Origin of the sequence: Sulfurovum sp. (genome assembly GCF_049668085.1) — a bacterium.
Taxonomy (GTDB): domain Bacteria; phylum Campylobacterota; class Campylobacteria; order Campylobacterales; family Sulfurovaceae; genus Sulfurovum.
On the sequence record NZ_JBATIY010000085.1, the window covers coordinates 69,516 to 83,495 of the forward strand.

15 protein-coding genes are annotated in these 13,980 nt (G+C 39.1%); 10 read left to right on the forward strand and 5 right to left on the reverse strand.

Annotated features, from left to right (window positions below; translation table 11 throughout):
* Positions 1 to 33: 33 nt before the first annotated feature.
* From WBM70_RS05685 to WBM70_RS05725, 9 genes are all read left to right on the forward strand, one after another.
* Positions 34 to 945 (forward strand): hypothetical protein, encoded by a 912-nt coding sequence (locus WBM70_RS05685; RefSeq protein ID WP_424557543.1) that lies wholly within the window; start codon positions 34 to 36, stop codon positions 943 to 945.
* Complete coding sequence (locus tag WBM70_RS05690) at positions 932 to 1,858, forward strand: hypothetical protein (RefSeq protein ID WP_424557544.1); 927 nt, start codon at positions 932 to 934, stop codon at positions 1,856 to 1,858. Before WBM70_RS05685 ends, WBM70_RS05690 begins: the two co-directional genes overlap by 14 nt.
* Positions 1,855 to 2,256 carry a hypothetical protein gene (locus tag WBM70_RS05695; RefSeq protein ID WP_424557545.1) on the forward strand — a complete coding sequence of 134 codons (402 nt, stop codon included), beginning with the start codon at positions 1,855 to 1,857 and terminating at the stop codon, positions 2,254 to 2,256. Before WBM70_RS05690 ends, WBM70_RS05695 begins: the two co-directional genes overlap by 4 nt.
* Entirely contained in the window at positions 2,244 to 2,759 is a 516-nt protein-coding gene (locus tag WBM70_RS05700; protein WP_424557546.1) for a hypothetical protein, read from the forward strand. The genes WBM70_RS05695 and WBM70_RS05700 overlap by 13 nt, the downstream gene beginning before the upstream one ends.
* Positions 2,743 to 3,579, forward strand: a complete 837-nt coding sequence (locus WBM70_RS05705) for a PDZ domain-containing protein (protein WP_424557547.1) — start codon at positions 2,743 to 2,745, stop codon at positions 3,577 to 3,579. The genes WBM70_RS05700 and WBM70_RS05705 overlap by 17 nt, the downstream gene beginning before the upstream one ends.
* Positions 3,566 to 5,560 (forward strand): type II secretion system secretin GspD, encoded by a 1,995-nt coding sequence (gene gspD / locus WBM70_RS05710; RefSeq protein ID WP_424557548.1) that lies wholly within the window; start codon positions 3,566 to 3,568, stop codon positions 5,558 to 5,560. The genes WBM70_RS05705 and gspD overlap by 14 nt, the downstream gene beginning before the upstream one ends.
* Positions 5,560 to 7,071, forward strand: a complete 1,512-nt coding sequence (locus WBM70_RS05715) for a GspE/PulE family protein (protein ID WP_424557549.1) — start codon at positions 5,560 to 5,562, stop codon at positions 7,069 to 7,071. Before gspD ends, WBM70_RS05715 begins: the two co-directional genes overlap by 1 nt.
* Before the next feature lie 5 nt (positions 7,072 to 7,076).
* Complete coding sequence (locus tag WBM70_RS05720) at positions 7,077 to 7,640, forward strand: PulJ/GspJ family protein (protein WP_424557550.1); 564 nt, start codon at positions 7,077 to 7,079, stop codon at positions 7,638 to 7,640.
* 66 nt (positions 7,641 to 7,706) lie between these two features.
* Complete coding sequence (locus tag WBM70_RS05725) at positions 7,707 to 10,040, forward strand: ATP-binding protein (protein WP_424557551.1); 2,334 nt, start codon at positions 7,707 to 7,709, stop codon at positions 10,038 to 10,040.
* A 107-nt stretch (positions 10,041 to 10,147) separates the two neighbouring features.
* On the opposite strand, the gene pyrE is transcribed toward WBM70_RS05725, so the two are convergent.
* The 3 genes from pyrE to secG all read right to left on the reverse strand — a co-directional run bounded on the left by pyrE (position 10,148) and on the right by secG (position 11,873).
* The gene (gene pyrE, locus WBM70_RS05730) at positions 10,148 to 10,765 is read right to left on the reverse strand and encodes an orotate phosphoribosyltransferase (RefSeq protein ID WP_424557552.1); all 618 of its coding nucleotides are present in this window, start codon (positions 10,763 to 10,765) and stop codon (positions 10,148 to 10,150) included.
* A 2-nt stretch (positions 10,766 to 10,767) separates the two neighbouring features.
* Positions 10,768 to 11,325: a ribosome recycling factor gene (gene frr, locus WBM70_RS05735; RefSeq protein ID WP_424557553.1), complete on the reverse strand. Its 558-nt coding sequence runs from the start codon at positions 11,323 to 11,325 to the stop codon at positions 10,768 to 10,770.
* A 113-nt stretch (positions 11,326 to 11,438) separates the two neighbouring features.
* Positions 11,439 to 11,873, reverse strand: a complete 435-nt coding sequence (gene secG / locus WBM70_RS05740; protein WP_424557554.1) for a preprotein translocase subunit SecG — start codon at positions 11,871 to 11,873, stop codon at positions 11,439 to 11,441.
* Positions 11,874 to 11,993: 120 nt separating this feature from the next.
* On the opposite strand from secG, the gene WBM70_RS05745 reads away from it, so the two are divergent.
* Complete coding sequence (locus WBM70_RS05745) at positions 11,994 to 12,716, forward strand: methyltransferase domain-containing protein (RefSeq protein ID WP_424557555.1); 723 nt, start codon at positions 11,994 to 11,996, stop codon at positions 12,714 to 12,716.
* Between the two features lie 65 nt (positions 12,717 to 12,781).
* Here WBM70_RS05745 and WBM70_RS05750 read toward each other — a convergent pair whose 3' ends face one another.
* Positions 12,782 to 13,468 carry a Bax inhibitor-1/YccA family protein gene (locus WBM70_RS05750; protein ID WP_424557556.1) on the reverse strand — a complete coding sequence of 229 codons (687 nt, stop codon included), beginning with the start codon at positions 13,466 to 13,468 and terminating at the stop codon, positions 12,782 to 12,784.
* 72 nt (positions 13,469 to 13,540) lie between these two features.
* Positions 13,541 to 13,723, reverse strand: a complete 183-nt coding sequence (locus WBM70_RS05755; RefSeq protein ID WP_424557557.1) for a hypothetical protein — start codon at positions 13,721 to 13,723, stop codon at positions 13,541 to 13,543.
* Between the last annotated feature and the right edge of the window lie 257 nt (positions 13,724 to 13,980).

Consider the following 13,980-nt stretch of genomic DNA (forward strand, 5'->3'; position numbering starts at 1 on the left):
ATTGTACAAATTTTACTTTAATAGAGCTTTTAGATGGATAAAACCCAGAGTACCGGCAACGTTGTAAAAAGTAGACAAGGTTTTGCCCTTCTCATCACGTTGTCAGTCTTGTCTGTGATCATCGCCTTAACGATGGTACTTTTGAGTTATTTCGAAGAAGTCCAACAAGATTCCAGTGAGACAAAAGCACTTATACAAGCAGATGTATACTATACAAATATAACAAATGTATTTCAAAACTTTAAAAATAAAAAAACCCTTTTTTCTGTATTATATAGTACGGCTTTACCTTTGAGTACAGAAGATGGAAGGTTTTCACTTGTGTTGCAGTGTGACCCCTTGCAAAAAGGCGTTAATGTAAATTGGTTAGGATGGGGAAGAGAGAAAGAAGCTTTACAGTCTGTATCCCAAGAGCTTTTTGAACTGCTTGCGCAAGAGTATGATATAGAAGATGTGGGAAGATTGCAAGAGATGCTGCTCGAAGAGATCGGTGGCAAAAGTACATTTGTACAAAAAGAGCAAAGCAGGCTTCACCAAAAAAACGGTATTATATCTTACCAACAGTTCGAAGAGGTACTCGGTCGATACCAGTTTGAGGTGGATGACCCGAAGATAGGAACTGTGCCATGGGACAAGTATTTTAGTTTTTCTCCCGGAGCAGAAAAGATAGATGCCGAATATGCTTCACCAGAGCTGATCGCCTATCTTTTCAGTATGGATGTAGAAACAGCAAAAGAGTGGATAGCTGGTGCTGGTTCTTTAGAAGACTTTGTTGCCTTAAATGGCGGAGAGTACACCGAGAGAAAAAGTATTTTAGCGGGCAAAACATTTTTAGAATCAACGGAATGCTTAGTAAGCTATACACTGGATGAACAGCAGTATAGATTTAGATTTGAATATATTGAGGGAGAGTCAAAACATTTTGAATTTTATGGGAAATACTAAAGACTTACTTCTTGCCTATCCTGCGATGAAGCAAGTAACATTGTCAAGTAGTGTGAATGTAATGTTGCCACCACAGTTTTATACAGTAAAAAAAGAAGCCTTGCCTCTTCGATATGCATACCAGGCTAAGAAAATCGCTCCATCACTTTTTGATGGTTTGCTTGAAGAGGGCAAGGATTATGATTATATGGTGTGGAAAGAAGAGGATCATTGGGTCTTTCTTGCGTATGATCTAGAGATGATCACCGTATTTTTGGAAAGCAAAGGATTTGCTCTGGAAAATGTGGACAAGATCTTCTTCACCCAGCAGGCAGTAGAGAAGTTTGATAAACCTCTTTCTCTGGGGGCCAATGAAGCACTGGTCTCTTTGGATGATATGACAGTCGTGGTTCCAAAGGGAGCATTGGCAGAAGAGATAGAGACGGCCTTGGTTTTTGACAATAGCTTTACACCTAAAAAAGGTGTCGCACTTCATGGGGCTTATGGTTCTATACTTCGCAAGAAAGAAGCCTCAATACTTACGGCTATTTTTGCACTTTTTGCACTGATGTTCTTTGTTGAGGGCACGCGCTACAGCGATCATTCTCAAGCAGGAGCATCCCAGATGCAAGAGTTGCTTGAAGCATATCCTTCTCTTCAGAGTAAATATACACGAGACAGTATCGTGAGCAAATACAAAACAATTGACAGGGCAGAGCGAAAGAAAAGAGAGATGATCAAAACATTATCTGGCATGATCTTTAAAGGGGTTACCCTTACTTCACTGGAGATGAATGAAAAGATGTTTAAAGTACAATTTTCATGCGAAGATGCCCAGGTGGCAAAACGTGTGAAAGCATTGGCACAGAAAAATCAATTGAATATTTTGGCTGTTGCAGGAAGCAATGATGTGAAGATAGAGGGTGCATTATGATTTGGAAAAGATATCAAAATGAATTGATAGTACTTGCTGCCTTTGTGTTGATGTTAGGCGGATATATGTATAAAAATGTACAGATCTCTTCACAGGCTGAAACGATACTTGAATCGAGCCGCTCTGTTGATGAGATCAAAGAAGTGATTGCTCTGCAAAAGATATGGTCCGATAAAAAGACTACAAAAAAGGTCAGTAAACTCCAAACGATCATCCCTGCGCATAAAGTGAAATGGAACAGTAAGAATAAAAAGGTCACGGCTACCTATAAAGGTTTAACGACTTCAGAGTTAAACAGTCTGGTGACAAAGATTTTAAACTTGCCTATAGAGATACAAAAGCTTAGCATTCAAAAACTGGCTTCATCTTACGATGTGGAGTTCAAATGCAAATGGTAAAAAAGAGTTTCATCGTTTTTATGGTTGCATGGATAGCCATTATTGTTCTGATGCCTAAGCAAGAATTTTATTATAAGCTTGAAGAAGTGCTTGCCAAACATGAGATCATGCTTAATGAAGAAGAAATAAGCGAAGGGTTGTTTTCTTTAAACTTGAAACAGGTTACCGTCTATTTTAAAGGGATCAACGTGGCAACCATAGAAGAGGTAAAACTGGCTACTTTACTTTTCTACAGTTGTATAGAATTACGTGCTCTTAAGGTAGATGATTCATTAAAAACGATGGTACCGCAAAATACGGAAAAAGCAGTGGCAACATACTCCATTCTTTCTCCATTAGAAGTTTTGGTTGATGCAAGTGGCTCTTTTGGTGCAATGTCAGGTAGCATTGACCTAAGTGAACGTAATGTGCGTTTAGATTTTAATGAGAGTAAAAATATACAGATGTTAAAGCCTCAATTGAGAAAAGATGAAAAAGGATGGGTCTATGAAACATCTTTTTAAACCGCATGTAGTGAAAGGGCTTTGGGCGCTATTGTTCTTATTGTTGGCGGTTAAAATGGTTTGGTTCCTTGTTGCGGTACTCTGGCTGCCGGCGACAGGAGTGCAACATAGTGAAGATAAAGGGGCTAAAGCCCTTTACTATAGAGTAAAACTAGGGCCAAATGAAGCACCTGCACCTACAGCGATCAAAAAACCTCTACAACAAGCAGGAAGCATTAATGATATTAAGCTTTTAGCTATTTATAACGCTTCTGATGTAACGGTGGTGACTGTAGAGCATAAACGTAAAACTACAGTGCTTGCCAAAGGCGAAGCTATTAATGGGTTTGTACTTGAAGGAGCAGGAAATAACTATGCGACATTCAGCAAGGGTTCAAAAACATATCAAATTAATTTGATCATCAGTACAAAAGGCAAGGGGAGCATAAAAAGTGCTGCCCCTTCTGCTGCTGCCCCTGTTTCTTCTGCAAAAGAGCCAGAAGGTGAAGTGGTCGATGCAGGTGACCATAAGATCGTAGATAGATCACTGGTAGATCATTATGCAAAGAACATGAATGATCTTGAAAAGAATATTGGTATCAGAGAGATAAAAAAAGGTAAAGACCTAACAGGTTTTAGTATCTCCTTCATTCGAAAAGGGTCACTTTTTGAGAAGCTTGGAGTTAGAAGAGGTGATGTCATTAAGGCGATAAACGGTCAGCAGATCAATAGCTATAATGCTGCCTTAGATGTATATAAAAATCTTTCAGATATGGATAACCTGACATTGGTCATTCAAAGAGGTAAAGAAGAAATGGAGTTAGAATATGAAGTTAACTAAAATTGTATTGAGTATATTGTTGGTATTGTCTATAGGACTGCAGGCCCAAGAGGAGACGGTAGATGTAAATTTCCGTGATCTAAGCGTAAAAGATTTCATTGAGATGGTCTCTAAAATTACACAAAAGAACATTTTGATAGAAGCAGACCTCAAAGGAAAGATCAATTTTGTATCAACCAAGCCGATTAAAAAAAGTGCACTTTTCTCTTTGGCAAACTCTATACTTGGAGGCAAAGGCTTAACGATAGTAGAACAGGGTGAGTACTACAAGGTCGTCAAATCCAATGATGCTGCGGGAGAGGGCCTAGAAGTAAGTAGCAGTATCGAGGGAGAGACGATGAAAACAGTGATGTTCCCGTTAAAGAACTCCAATGCTGCAGTCCTTCGTGCAAAGATCAAGCCATTGCTTCACAAGAGTGCAAAGGTGATCTCGTTTAAAGAGAATAATGTTTTGGCGATCACTGCAGATCCAAGAACTTTGCAAGCTATCTCAAAGGTCATTAAAGCGGTTGAGGTAACAGGCGAAAAAAAATCGGTTGTACTTAAACTGAAACACTCTATGGTAAAAGATGTTTTCCCTAATGCTCAAAATATGGCAAAGAAAATTTTCCCGCAGACCATTGAGAGTGAAAAGGTCGATATCTTTAAAGATGAAGCAACCAATTCCATCATACTTGTGGGGAACACTGCCAATAACAATCGTATGATCAAATATATCAAGCAGCTTGATATTAAAGGGGAAAGTACCACGCAACAGATGTATGTCATCAGGCTCAAAAACTCAAATGTTGAAGAGATGGAAAAGATCATGAGTAAATTGATCTCTCAGATGAACAATGTAGCGATTAAAGCACCTACAAAAGGTGGAACTCCACCAACTAAGGCTATGGTGGTCTCTGATATCGAAAGAAATGCATTGATCTTGCTTGCTACAGCAGAACAGATGAAAAATATCAGGGACACGGTGAGAAGAATAGACATTCCTAAAGTGCAGGTGTATGTGAAAGCGAAGATTGTTGAAGTGAATAACAATATGGCCCAACAGATAGGATTGAAGTATGGATTTAATGGAGGGGCAATTACATCCGCTGGTCTTTACACTTTAGCTGGGAATATGGGCGCTGCTGCACTGCAAATGTCTCCAGCGCTTTTAGGATTTTTAAATACGAATACAGAGACGTATGAAGGACTTGATTCCAATGGTAATCCTATTTACTCTTCTGATCCAGCATTCAAATTTGATGCGACAGATAAGGTCTTTGCTTTAGGTGCAACACTTGATCTACTTGAACAAAATGGTGCCGCACAGATCTTGAGCGAGCCTTCTGTGCTTTGTACGAATAATAAAGAGGCGGAGATCTATGTTGGGCAGACAATGTCTATCTTGACTCAGGCGCAACAATCTACGACGGGAGTCTCTAACGTAGTGAATAACTATTCTAGAGAAGATATAGGGCTGACCTTGAAAGTGAAGCCAAGACTCTCAAGTAACAATAAGGTCACGTTAGAAGTAGAAACAGTACTTGAAGATATTGATCCCTCTTCAGAGCAAATGGCCGATAGACCAACGACTACAAAAAGAACGGTCAAGACAAATGCGATCGTGAACAATGGAGAGATGATCATCTTGGGTGGGCTGATCAAAAATGTTTCGGGTAAAGGGCAATCTAAAGTACCGTTCTTGGGCGATATACCGTATCTAGGTGAAGCACTATTTACGCATAGCTCAGATGTAGAGCGCGAACAGAATGTAGTGATCTATCTTACCCCTTATATCGTAAGAAAGAGTGATGATCTCCAAAAGCTGAAAGCGATGCTCTCAGAACTGGATGAGGTGCAGGAGAGGTATAACGATCTTTTCAAAGAAGCATTGGAAGAAGAGACGGGTGTCTCTGCTGTTGAACCGGTTTCCCCTGCAAGCAACAGAATAAAAAGAACGCCTCATCAGAGAAACTTAAGTCTTTTGGATGAGGAAGCGTAATGCATTTCCCTCGTCTTCAGGATGTAAACCTTGACCCTCTCTGGGAAGAGGAGATCAACCACAAGTTAGCACTTAAACATGCACTACTGTTTTCTATGGTCGATGATGTCAAAACATGTATCGTTGAAAAAGAGACACTGGCAGATGCACTGAACTATTTAGCGAAACTCTCAGTAGACTACCCGGTAAACATCGTAGATACAGAGAGTTTTGAGAGATTAAAAAATAAATTTTTAGAGATCCAAACCGGAACAGATTTTGAAGAGATGGCAACGACTTCAGATGAGCTCATAGAAGTAGAATCTGATCTTTTGGAGTTTATCCGTAATTCACAGGATCTACTTTCAAGTGAAGAGTCTGCACCTATTATCAAACTGGTAAATTCACTCTTTTTTCAAGCACTTCAAAAAGGGGCAAGTGATATTCACATAGAGAGTGGAGAGAAAAAAGGAGAGGTACGTTTACGTATAGATGGGGCACTTAAAAAACATCTTGACCTTGATAAAAGTATCGTGACTTTGGTGATTAACCGTATCAAGGTCATATCAAATCTTGACATTTCAGAGAAAAGGGTGCCTCAAGATGGACGTACGCAGTTAGCTATCTCAGGTAAGACCATCGATGTAAGGGTCTCCGTTCTACCTACCTATCATGGGGAAAGAGTGGTCATGAGGATACTCTCTCAAACAGAACATATCCCTACGCTTGAATCTTTAGGCTTTGCAGAAGAGATCACTAAAGACCTTTACAAGTTACTCAATCATGCACACGGAATGATCCTGGTAACCGGACCAACGGGTTCAGGTAAATCAACCACACTTCATGCTTGTCTACAGCATATCTCTACCCCAGATAAGAATATCATTACTGTAGAGGATCCTGTAGAGTACAATGCCGACAATATTTCTCAAATACAGGTAAACTCTAAAGTGGGTCTGACTTTTGCAGCGGGACTACGTTCTATCTTAAGACAAGACCCGGATATTATCATGGTAGGGGAGATACGTGACAGCGAAACAGCAGAGATAGCACTTCGTTCAGCATTAACAGGACACCTGTTGCTCTCTACGCTCCATACCAATGACTCAACGTCTGCGCTAAGTCGTCTGATGGATATGGGTATTGCAAACTTCCTTGTATCTTCAACACTGTTGGGCGTATTGGCCCAGAGACTTACCCGTAAACTTTGTATTCACTGTAAGGAAGAAGCAAAACTTTCTCCTACCATAGCACAAGAGATAGGTGTGCCTGAAGACAAATTATATTTTAAAGCTGTAGGATGCAAAGAGTGTGATTTTACAGGTTACAAGGGCAGACAAGCTATCGGTGAACTTTTCATCATTGATAACAAAGCGAAAGAGATGATGAAAGATGGCTATAACGACCATCAAATAAGAGAAGCGATGAAGAAAGAAGGTATGAGAACCATTTCAGATAAACTCAAAGATATGCTTCTAGCCGGAGATACGAGTTATGAAGAAGCCATCCGTGTCGGGCTTATGGACGGCTAAGGTCGATGTCTAGCCGTAAAGCATTTACCCTTTTAGAAGTACTAATATCTATTGCCCTTTTGGGTATTGTCATTGTGGCACTATTCTCTTCTGTTGATATGATGCAAAACTCCAATGAACATCTTTCAAAGTATTTGGAAAAATCTAAAAAGATCACTAAATCTACCAAAGTACTGTATTTGGACATGATGGGTTCAGATGGAAATATTACGATTCAAAAAGATGAATTCAGTAGAGTCTGTATGGAAGAAACGAGAAATTCCCTTTATGCCCTGCCAACAGCAAAAGTGTGTTGGGTCGTGCTTAAAAAAGATAGAACACTGGCGCGCATTGAGGGGAATGCCTACCATTTGCCCTTGAACTCAGAAGAGAGGGTAGAAGTTGATCTGGTTATGTCCGACATAGAGGTTTTTGATGTCTATCATGAAAAAGATAAGATTTTGGTGCTTATCCAACAAAAAACAAAAGAACCTATCAGTTTTATGTTGCAGGGAATTAGCAAGCCAGTGAAAAAGAAAAAAACGGCAGGAAAAACAGATACCAATACTACTTCAACACTTACAGAATAATCAAATGAACTAAATAAACTTCTGCTAAAATAGGCAGTATCTATTTTTAACATGAAGGATCAGGGGATGCAAGAGATGTATGAAAAGTTAGGACTCTTTTATCTGGGGAAAGATGTTGATAAACAGAGTATGGAAGCTACTGAGGCACTGACACTACTTAAAAATAAAAATTTTACAACACATGCAGCTATTATAGGAATGACAGGTTCAGGAAAGACAGGACTTGGTGTAGGCATCATTGAAGAAGCGGTTATCGATAATATCCCTTCTATTATCATAGATCCTAAAGGAGATATGGGAGATCTATGTCTTACGGACCCAAGCTTCTCCTCTTCCTCTTTTGAATCATGGGTAGCGGATGAAGCAAAATCCAAAGAAGCTGATGTCAATGAATATGCCAAGAAAATATCCGCTGTCTGGAAAGAGGGATTAGAGAGTTGGGGACAAAGTACTGATCGTGTACAAAAGTTTCATGATGTCAAAAAAACGATCTATACCCCAGGAAGTTCTGCGGGGGTCTCTATTAATGTGATGAGTTCACTGGAAGTGCCTCCTCCTCAGATACTCGAAGACAGTGATACTTTTGCTTCTTACTTGAAAAGTACTACCACCTCTTTGCTCTCTTTGGTAGGCATTAATGCAGACCCATTAGAATCAAAAGAATATATCCTGCTTGCGCAGATCATCACTAAATCATGGCTGGATAATGAGGATCTGAGCATAGAAGCTATCATAGGCAAGATACTTAATCCTTCTTTTAAAAAAATAGGCGTATTGCCATTAGATGATTTTTATCCGCAAAATGACCGTTTTAAATTGGCAACCAAATTTAATGCGCTTCTTGCAAGTCCAAGTTTTTCACTTTGGCTACAAGGAGAGAGTTTAGATATACAAAAACTACTCTATGACGAAAAGGGTAAAGCCAAAGTGGCTATCTTTTCCATCTCACATCTCAATGATGATGAGCGTATGTTCTTTGTCACGTTATTACTCAATAAATATATCGCCTGGATGCGTCGTCAAAGTGGAACCTCTGCACTCAAAACACTACTCTATATGGATGAGATCTTTGGTTTCTTTCCTCCTACTAAGAACCCACCAAGTAAAGAGCCTATGTTGCTTCTTTTAAAGCAGGCAAGAGCTTTTGGTGTAGGAGTAGTCCTCAGTACGCAGAACCCTGTAGATCTGGACTATAAAGGGCTTTCTAACATTGGAACATGGTTTGTAGGTAGATTGCAAACGACTCAAGATATAGAGAAGGTTATTGATGGGCTGGGAGGCAAAGTAGGTTCGAACTTTGACAAAAACGAAATTAAGAATCTCCTAGCCAATCTACAAAAGAGAACCTTCTTTCTCAAAAGTGCACATTTGGATGACATTAGACTCTTTAGTACCCGTTGGGTGATGAGCTATCTTAAGGGACCACTCAAAAGAGATGAGATAGCATCTCTTATGCAAGAGCAAAAGTCAGTACAGAGAGTAGAAACCAAGTCAGTAGAAAGTAAGATAAAAGAGACTTCAACACTGGAAAGTTATCAAAATATTGATAATTCTATCCCTCAATATTATGAACCTGATGCTTCACAACAAAATATATTTTCGGCAAGCTTGGGAGCAAAGGCAAAGATACATTTTTATCAACAAAGAAGAGGTATCGATATAGACAGAGCACTTGAACTTTTTATCCCTCTTGAAGAGAAACAACAACGCATTATATGGGAAGATGCTATAGAAGAAGAACTTGGTTTTGATAGATTTCCCCATACCGCTCCTTCTAATGCAAAATTTCATCCTCTTCCTGAGATTGTTTTAGAAGACAAGAGATTGGCAAAAGCGATAAGAGAATTAAAGGAGACACTCTACCGTCAACATAATTTGGAACTACTGCGTTGTATCTCGCCTAAGTTGGAATCTAAAGTAGATGAATCACGTTCTGACTTTAGGGTCCGTTTAGAAGATGGGCTGAATGATAAAAAAGAGATCGAAATAGAAAAACTTCAAATACGTTATGGTAAAAAAGAGAAAACACTTCTAGGTAGACTTACACGTGCTAAAGAGAGGGTAGACAAAGAAGCTTCGGACTCTACAGGCTCAATGATTGAAGCGGGTATCGCAGTTCTCGGTGCCTTGTTTGGACGTCCAAGTTCGACAAAGATAGGTCGTGCAGTCAGTAAAGGAAGCAAGATACTCAAAGAGCGTGGAGAAATGAGCAGGGCTGAAGAGCGAATGGTGGCTATCGAAGAAGAGATTGAGGCACTAGAGTATGAACTAGAAGATAAAATAGATGCTTTAAATGAAAAATATAGTGCAGACAACTGCGAGATAGAAACATTTAGTATTAAGCCAAGAAAGACCGATATTGATGTAGAAATATGTGCTGTTGTCTGGAGAGTTGTCTAATGAATATAAATAGTAAACGTGACTAGTCGCTTGGACACTTCGCCGAGAAGATCTCAACGATAGGGTAGAAAAAAGCAGCTTTGCTGCTTTCGCGTTCTTAATAGTCTTTACCCTTTGCTCCCCGGTTTAATAGCAGTACTTCCCTCTTTACACATAGGACACTCCTCAGGAGTGAACATTTCAAAGGTAAAGTCATCAAGTGCAAAGAGTGGTACATCATTTGGGAGGCTACACTCTTCTTTTGCTTCAGCATCACTGCCCACTCGTTTACAGAATCCTCTGTTTGCCAGTGAGGCAAATGCCACCACTTCAGCACCTAGTGCTTCTATGGCTTGAGCAGCTTTTAATGCAGAACCACCAGTAGTGATGATATCTTCACAAATAATGATCCTTTCACCCTTTGCTACTTCAAAACCGCGACGTAACTCCATACCTCCCTCTTTTTTCTCAACGAAGATAGAACGGACATCAAGAGAACGAGCAAGCTCATAGCCGGCAAGTACTCCGCCTAAGGCAGGGGCACATACAGTATCCACTTCAATACCATGTGCTCTGATCATCTCTGCAAGGGCATCAGTGAGTAAAGAGGCTTTTTTAGGATATTCAAGTACTTTTGCACTTTGAAGATATCTGTTTGAGTGATTACCACTTGCCAAAAGGAAGTGCCCTTCAAGCAAAGCATTTGCATCCCTATAGGCTTGTTCTACATCATAAGATTTTTGCATACTTATACCTTGAGTATATCAGCTTCTTTTGTTTTAAAAGCTTCATCTATTTTAGCAATGTACTCATCTGTAAATTTTTGAATCTGATCTTGAGATTTTTTTGATTCGTCTTCACTGATCTCTTTATCTTTCTCAAGTTTTTTGATCTTATCGTTACCATCTTTTCTTACGTTTCTAACAGATACTTTTGCATGTTCGACCATACCTTTAGCCTGTTTAACGATCTCTTGTCTCTGATCACTTGTCATCGGAGGGAAAAAGAGTTTGATGAAATCTCCATCATTGTTTGGATTGACACCTATATTTGCTTCTTGGATCGCTTTTTCAATCGTTGGAAGAAGTGTTTTCTCCCATGGAGTGATGCTGATCGTTGTTGCATCAGTAGCGATGACATTACCTACTTGATTTAATGCTGTCATTGTTCCATAGTAATCTACTTTAATGTTATCTATGATACCTGTGGTTACTTTTCCTGTTCTAAGTGTTGAAAAGTCTCTTTTAAGCGCATCAATACTTTTTTGCATATTCTCTTGTGTGTGTTCATAAATCTCATTTACCATAACTGTCTCCTTGGCATTATTTAGGGCAATTTTACCCTTTTTTACCTTGTTATGTATTTAGATAGTATTTTTGGAGGAAAGATATAAAGAAGGGACCCTTCTTTATATCTGCATTAGTTAGCAGTTGGTGCAGCCGGTGCTGCAGGTGTAGTACCTTCTGATGTTGGTGCTGCTGGCACAACTGTATTATTTGTAGGAACACTATTGTCTGTCACAGTTGGTGCCGCTGGTGCTGTGGGAGTAGTGCTTGCTGGTGTTATTGGTGCTGCCGGTACAGCAGCATTATTTGCTGGAACGATACTGTCTGCTACAGATGCAGTATTTGCAGTAGTATATAGGTACCCTAATGCTAACGTATTTACGATAAATGCAAAGGCAAGGGTAAAAGTAAGTTTTGCAAGGAAGCCAGTTGGTCCTTTTGCACCAAATACAGATTCATTACTCCCACTGTATGCGCCAAGCCCAATGCTTGAACTTTTTTGTAGAAGTACTGCAACTGTAATGGCTAGTGCAAGTACGATTTGTACGATTAAAAGTGTTGATGTCATCTGTGCCTCTTTATGTTTGTTGGATAGCCCATTTAAATTTGGGTATAATTTCGGCGATTATACCCAAAAAAGTTTGAAATGGTGATGAAGATTACAATTTCGTGAAAAAGGAGAGAACTAATGTCTAATGCCATTCAAGAGTTTTCTCGTTATGCATATGAGTATGACACCTATAATGTCATTCAAGCAGAGGTTGCTGCATCACTAGTAAAGCAACTTGCTGCATCTCATTTTACAACACTGATGGATATGGGTTGCGGTAGTGGAGAAGTGTTTAAGAACCTAAAGAAACAAAATATTTCTTTTGAACACTTCATTGCTCTGGACTCCTCAAAAGAGATGTTAGAAATACACCCCTCTGGTGAGAAGATCGAAAAAATTTGTGCTGATTTCAATAGGAGTGAAACGTTTGAAAAATTCACGTTAGCAGAAGATAGTCTGCTTCTTTCTTCTTCCGCTTTACAGTGGAGCAAAGACTTGGACTTCACACTATCTGAGATATCCAAAAAAGCATCTCATGCATATTTTACTATTTTTACTTCCAATACATTTAAGACTTTGCACCAAACGGCGAAAGTCACTTCACCTATTTACCATACAGAAGTATTGAAAGAGACGATTGAAAAATACTATGATGCTGCATTCGAAGTCAAAGAGTATCGACTTCATTTTGAGTCAGTCCGTGAGATGTTTAACTACATTAAAAAAAGTGGGGTAAGCGGAGGAGAAAAGCAGTTGTCTTATACAAAGACAAAGCAACTTATGAAAACATATCCGTTGGATTATTTGGAATTTGAAGTGTTGTTTGTTGAGGCTACATCTTTGAATGGCCCTTCTTCATAAAAGGCCATTCAAATCAGTTTGACATAGTGAAGCGTGTAAGAAGCATTCTTCCCTGAAGACGCTTCTTAGTCGTCGCCTCCAAAAATACCAAGAAGTTGCAGTAGTGCTGTAAACATATTCAGGAAGTCTAGATAAAGAGATACAGCAGCATCTACAGGAGAGTCATATGCGCCATTCGCTATATTCTGCGTATCATAGATCGTAAAAATACTAAATAACAGTAAGATACCCGCAGTAATAACGACATGCATCATTGGACTTTGAAGTATAAATATATTTACAAGTGAAGCAATGATTACTACGATAAGCGTAATAAAAAGAGGTTTACCCCAACTTGAATAGTCTGTTTTACTATTAATAGCGAACAAGCTTAATGCACCAAAGAGTACAGAGGTCATCAAGAAAGCATTCCCGATTACTGCACCATTACCCGCACCTATAAGCGACGCCAAAAGCGGTACTAAAGAGACACCTGTCAAAAACGTAAAGAGAAAAAGCATTGCCAAATTAAGTCCTGCTTTACCTCTTGTCATACTAAGTCCAAAGAAAAGTATTAAAAGTTCAGCACCGAAGATGAACCACTTGTATTGCATAATTGTCTCAGCGTAAGGCATCGTTGCATAAGCTCCTGCCGCAGCAGCGATCATGCTTGCAGCCAAGAGTTGGTAAGTTTGTTTCATGAAGCTTACGGATGCGCCTTCTTGAACGTATCCAGCTTCTGTTGATGTATAGTCTCTATCATATAAAGCCATAATATTTCCTTCAATTTTTAATATAATGCAAAGTATAGTCCAGAGAGATTAATCTAAGGTTAATAATAGAATTTACTCTTTTTCTCTTTGTTCCTGTAGCTTTTTGTACTCATCTCGTGCTTTTTGGGCATCTGTTTTGTTGCTAAGGATCTGTGTAGCGCTTTTTTCTTCTGTTGAGGAGGGAATTTCAACGGTATCTGTTTTCATACAAGCAGATAAAAAGAATAGGGCAGAGATAAGAAAGAGTAGACGCATTGTAGTCCTTGAAGGTTAAATTAAATCATGATTATAAAAGACTACACTTAAACATAGGTAATAAAAGGGATTTTTTTGTATATATTATGTAAGTAAAGAATAAATTTCAACAAATTTCCCATAAAAGCTAAAAAACCCTTGACAATAAAGTTAGCTGGTGCTATAATACGCGTCCAACAACACATGGACGGTTAGCGAGTTGCTAGCAAGAGTGTTATTGAATGATCTTTGACAACCAAATATAAGTAAACAAATCA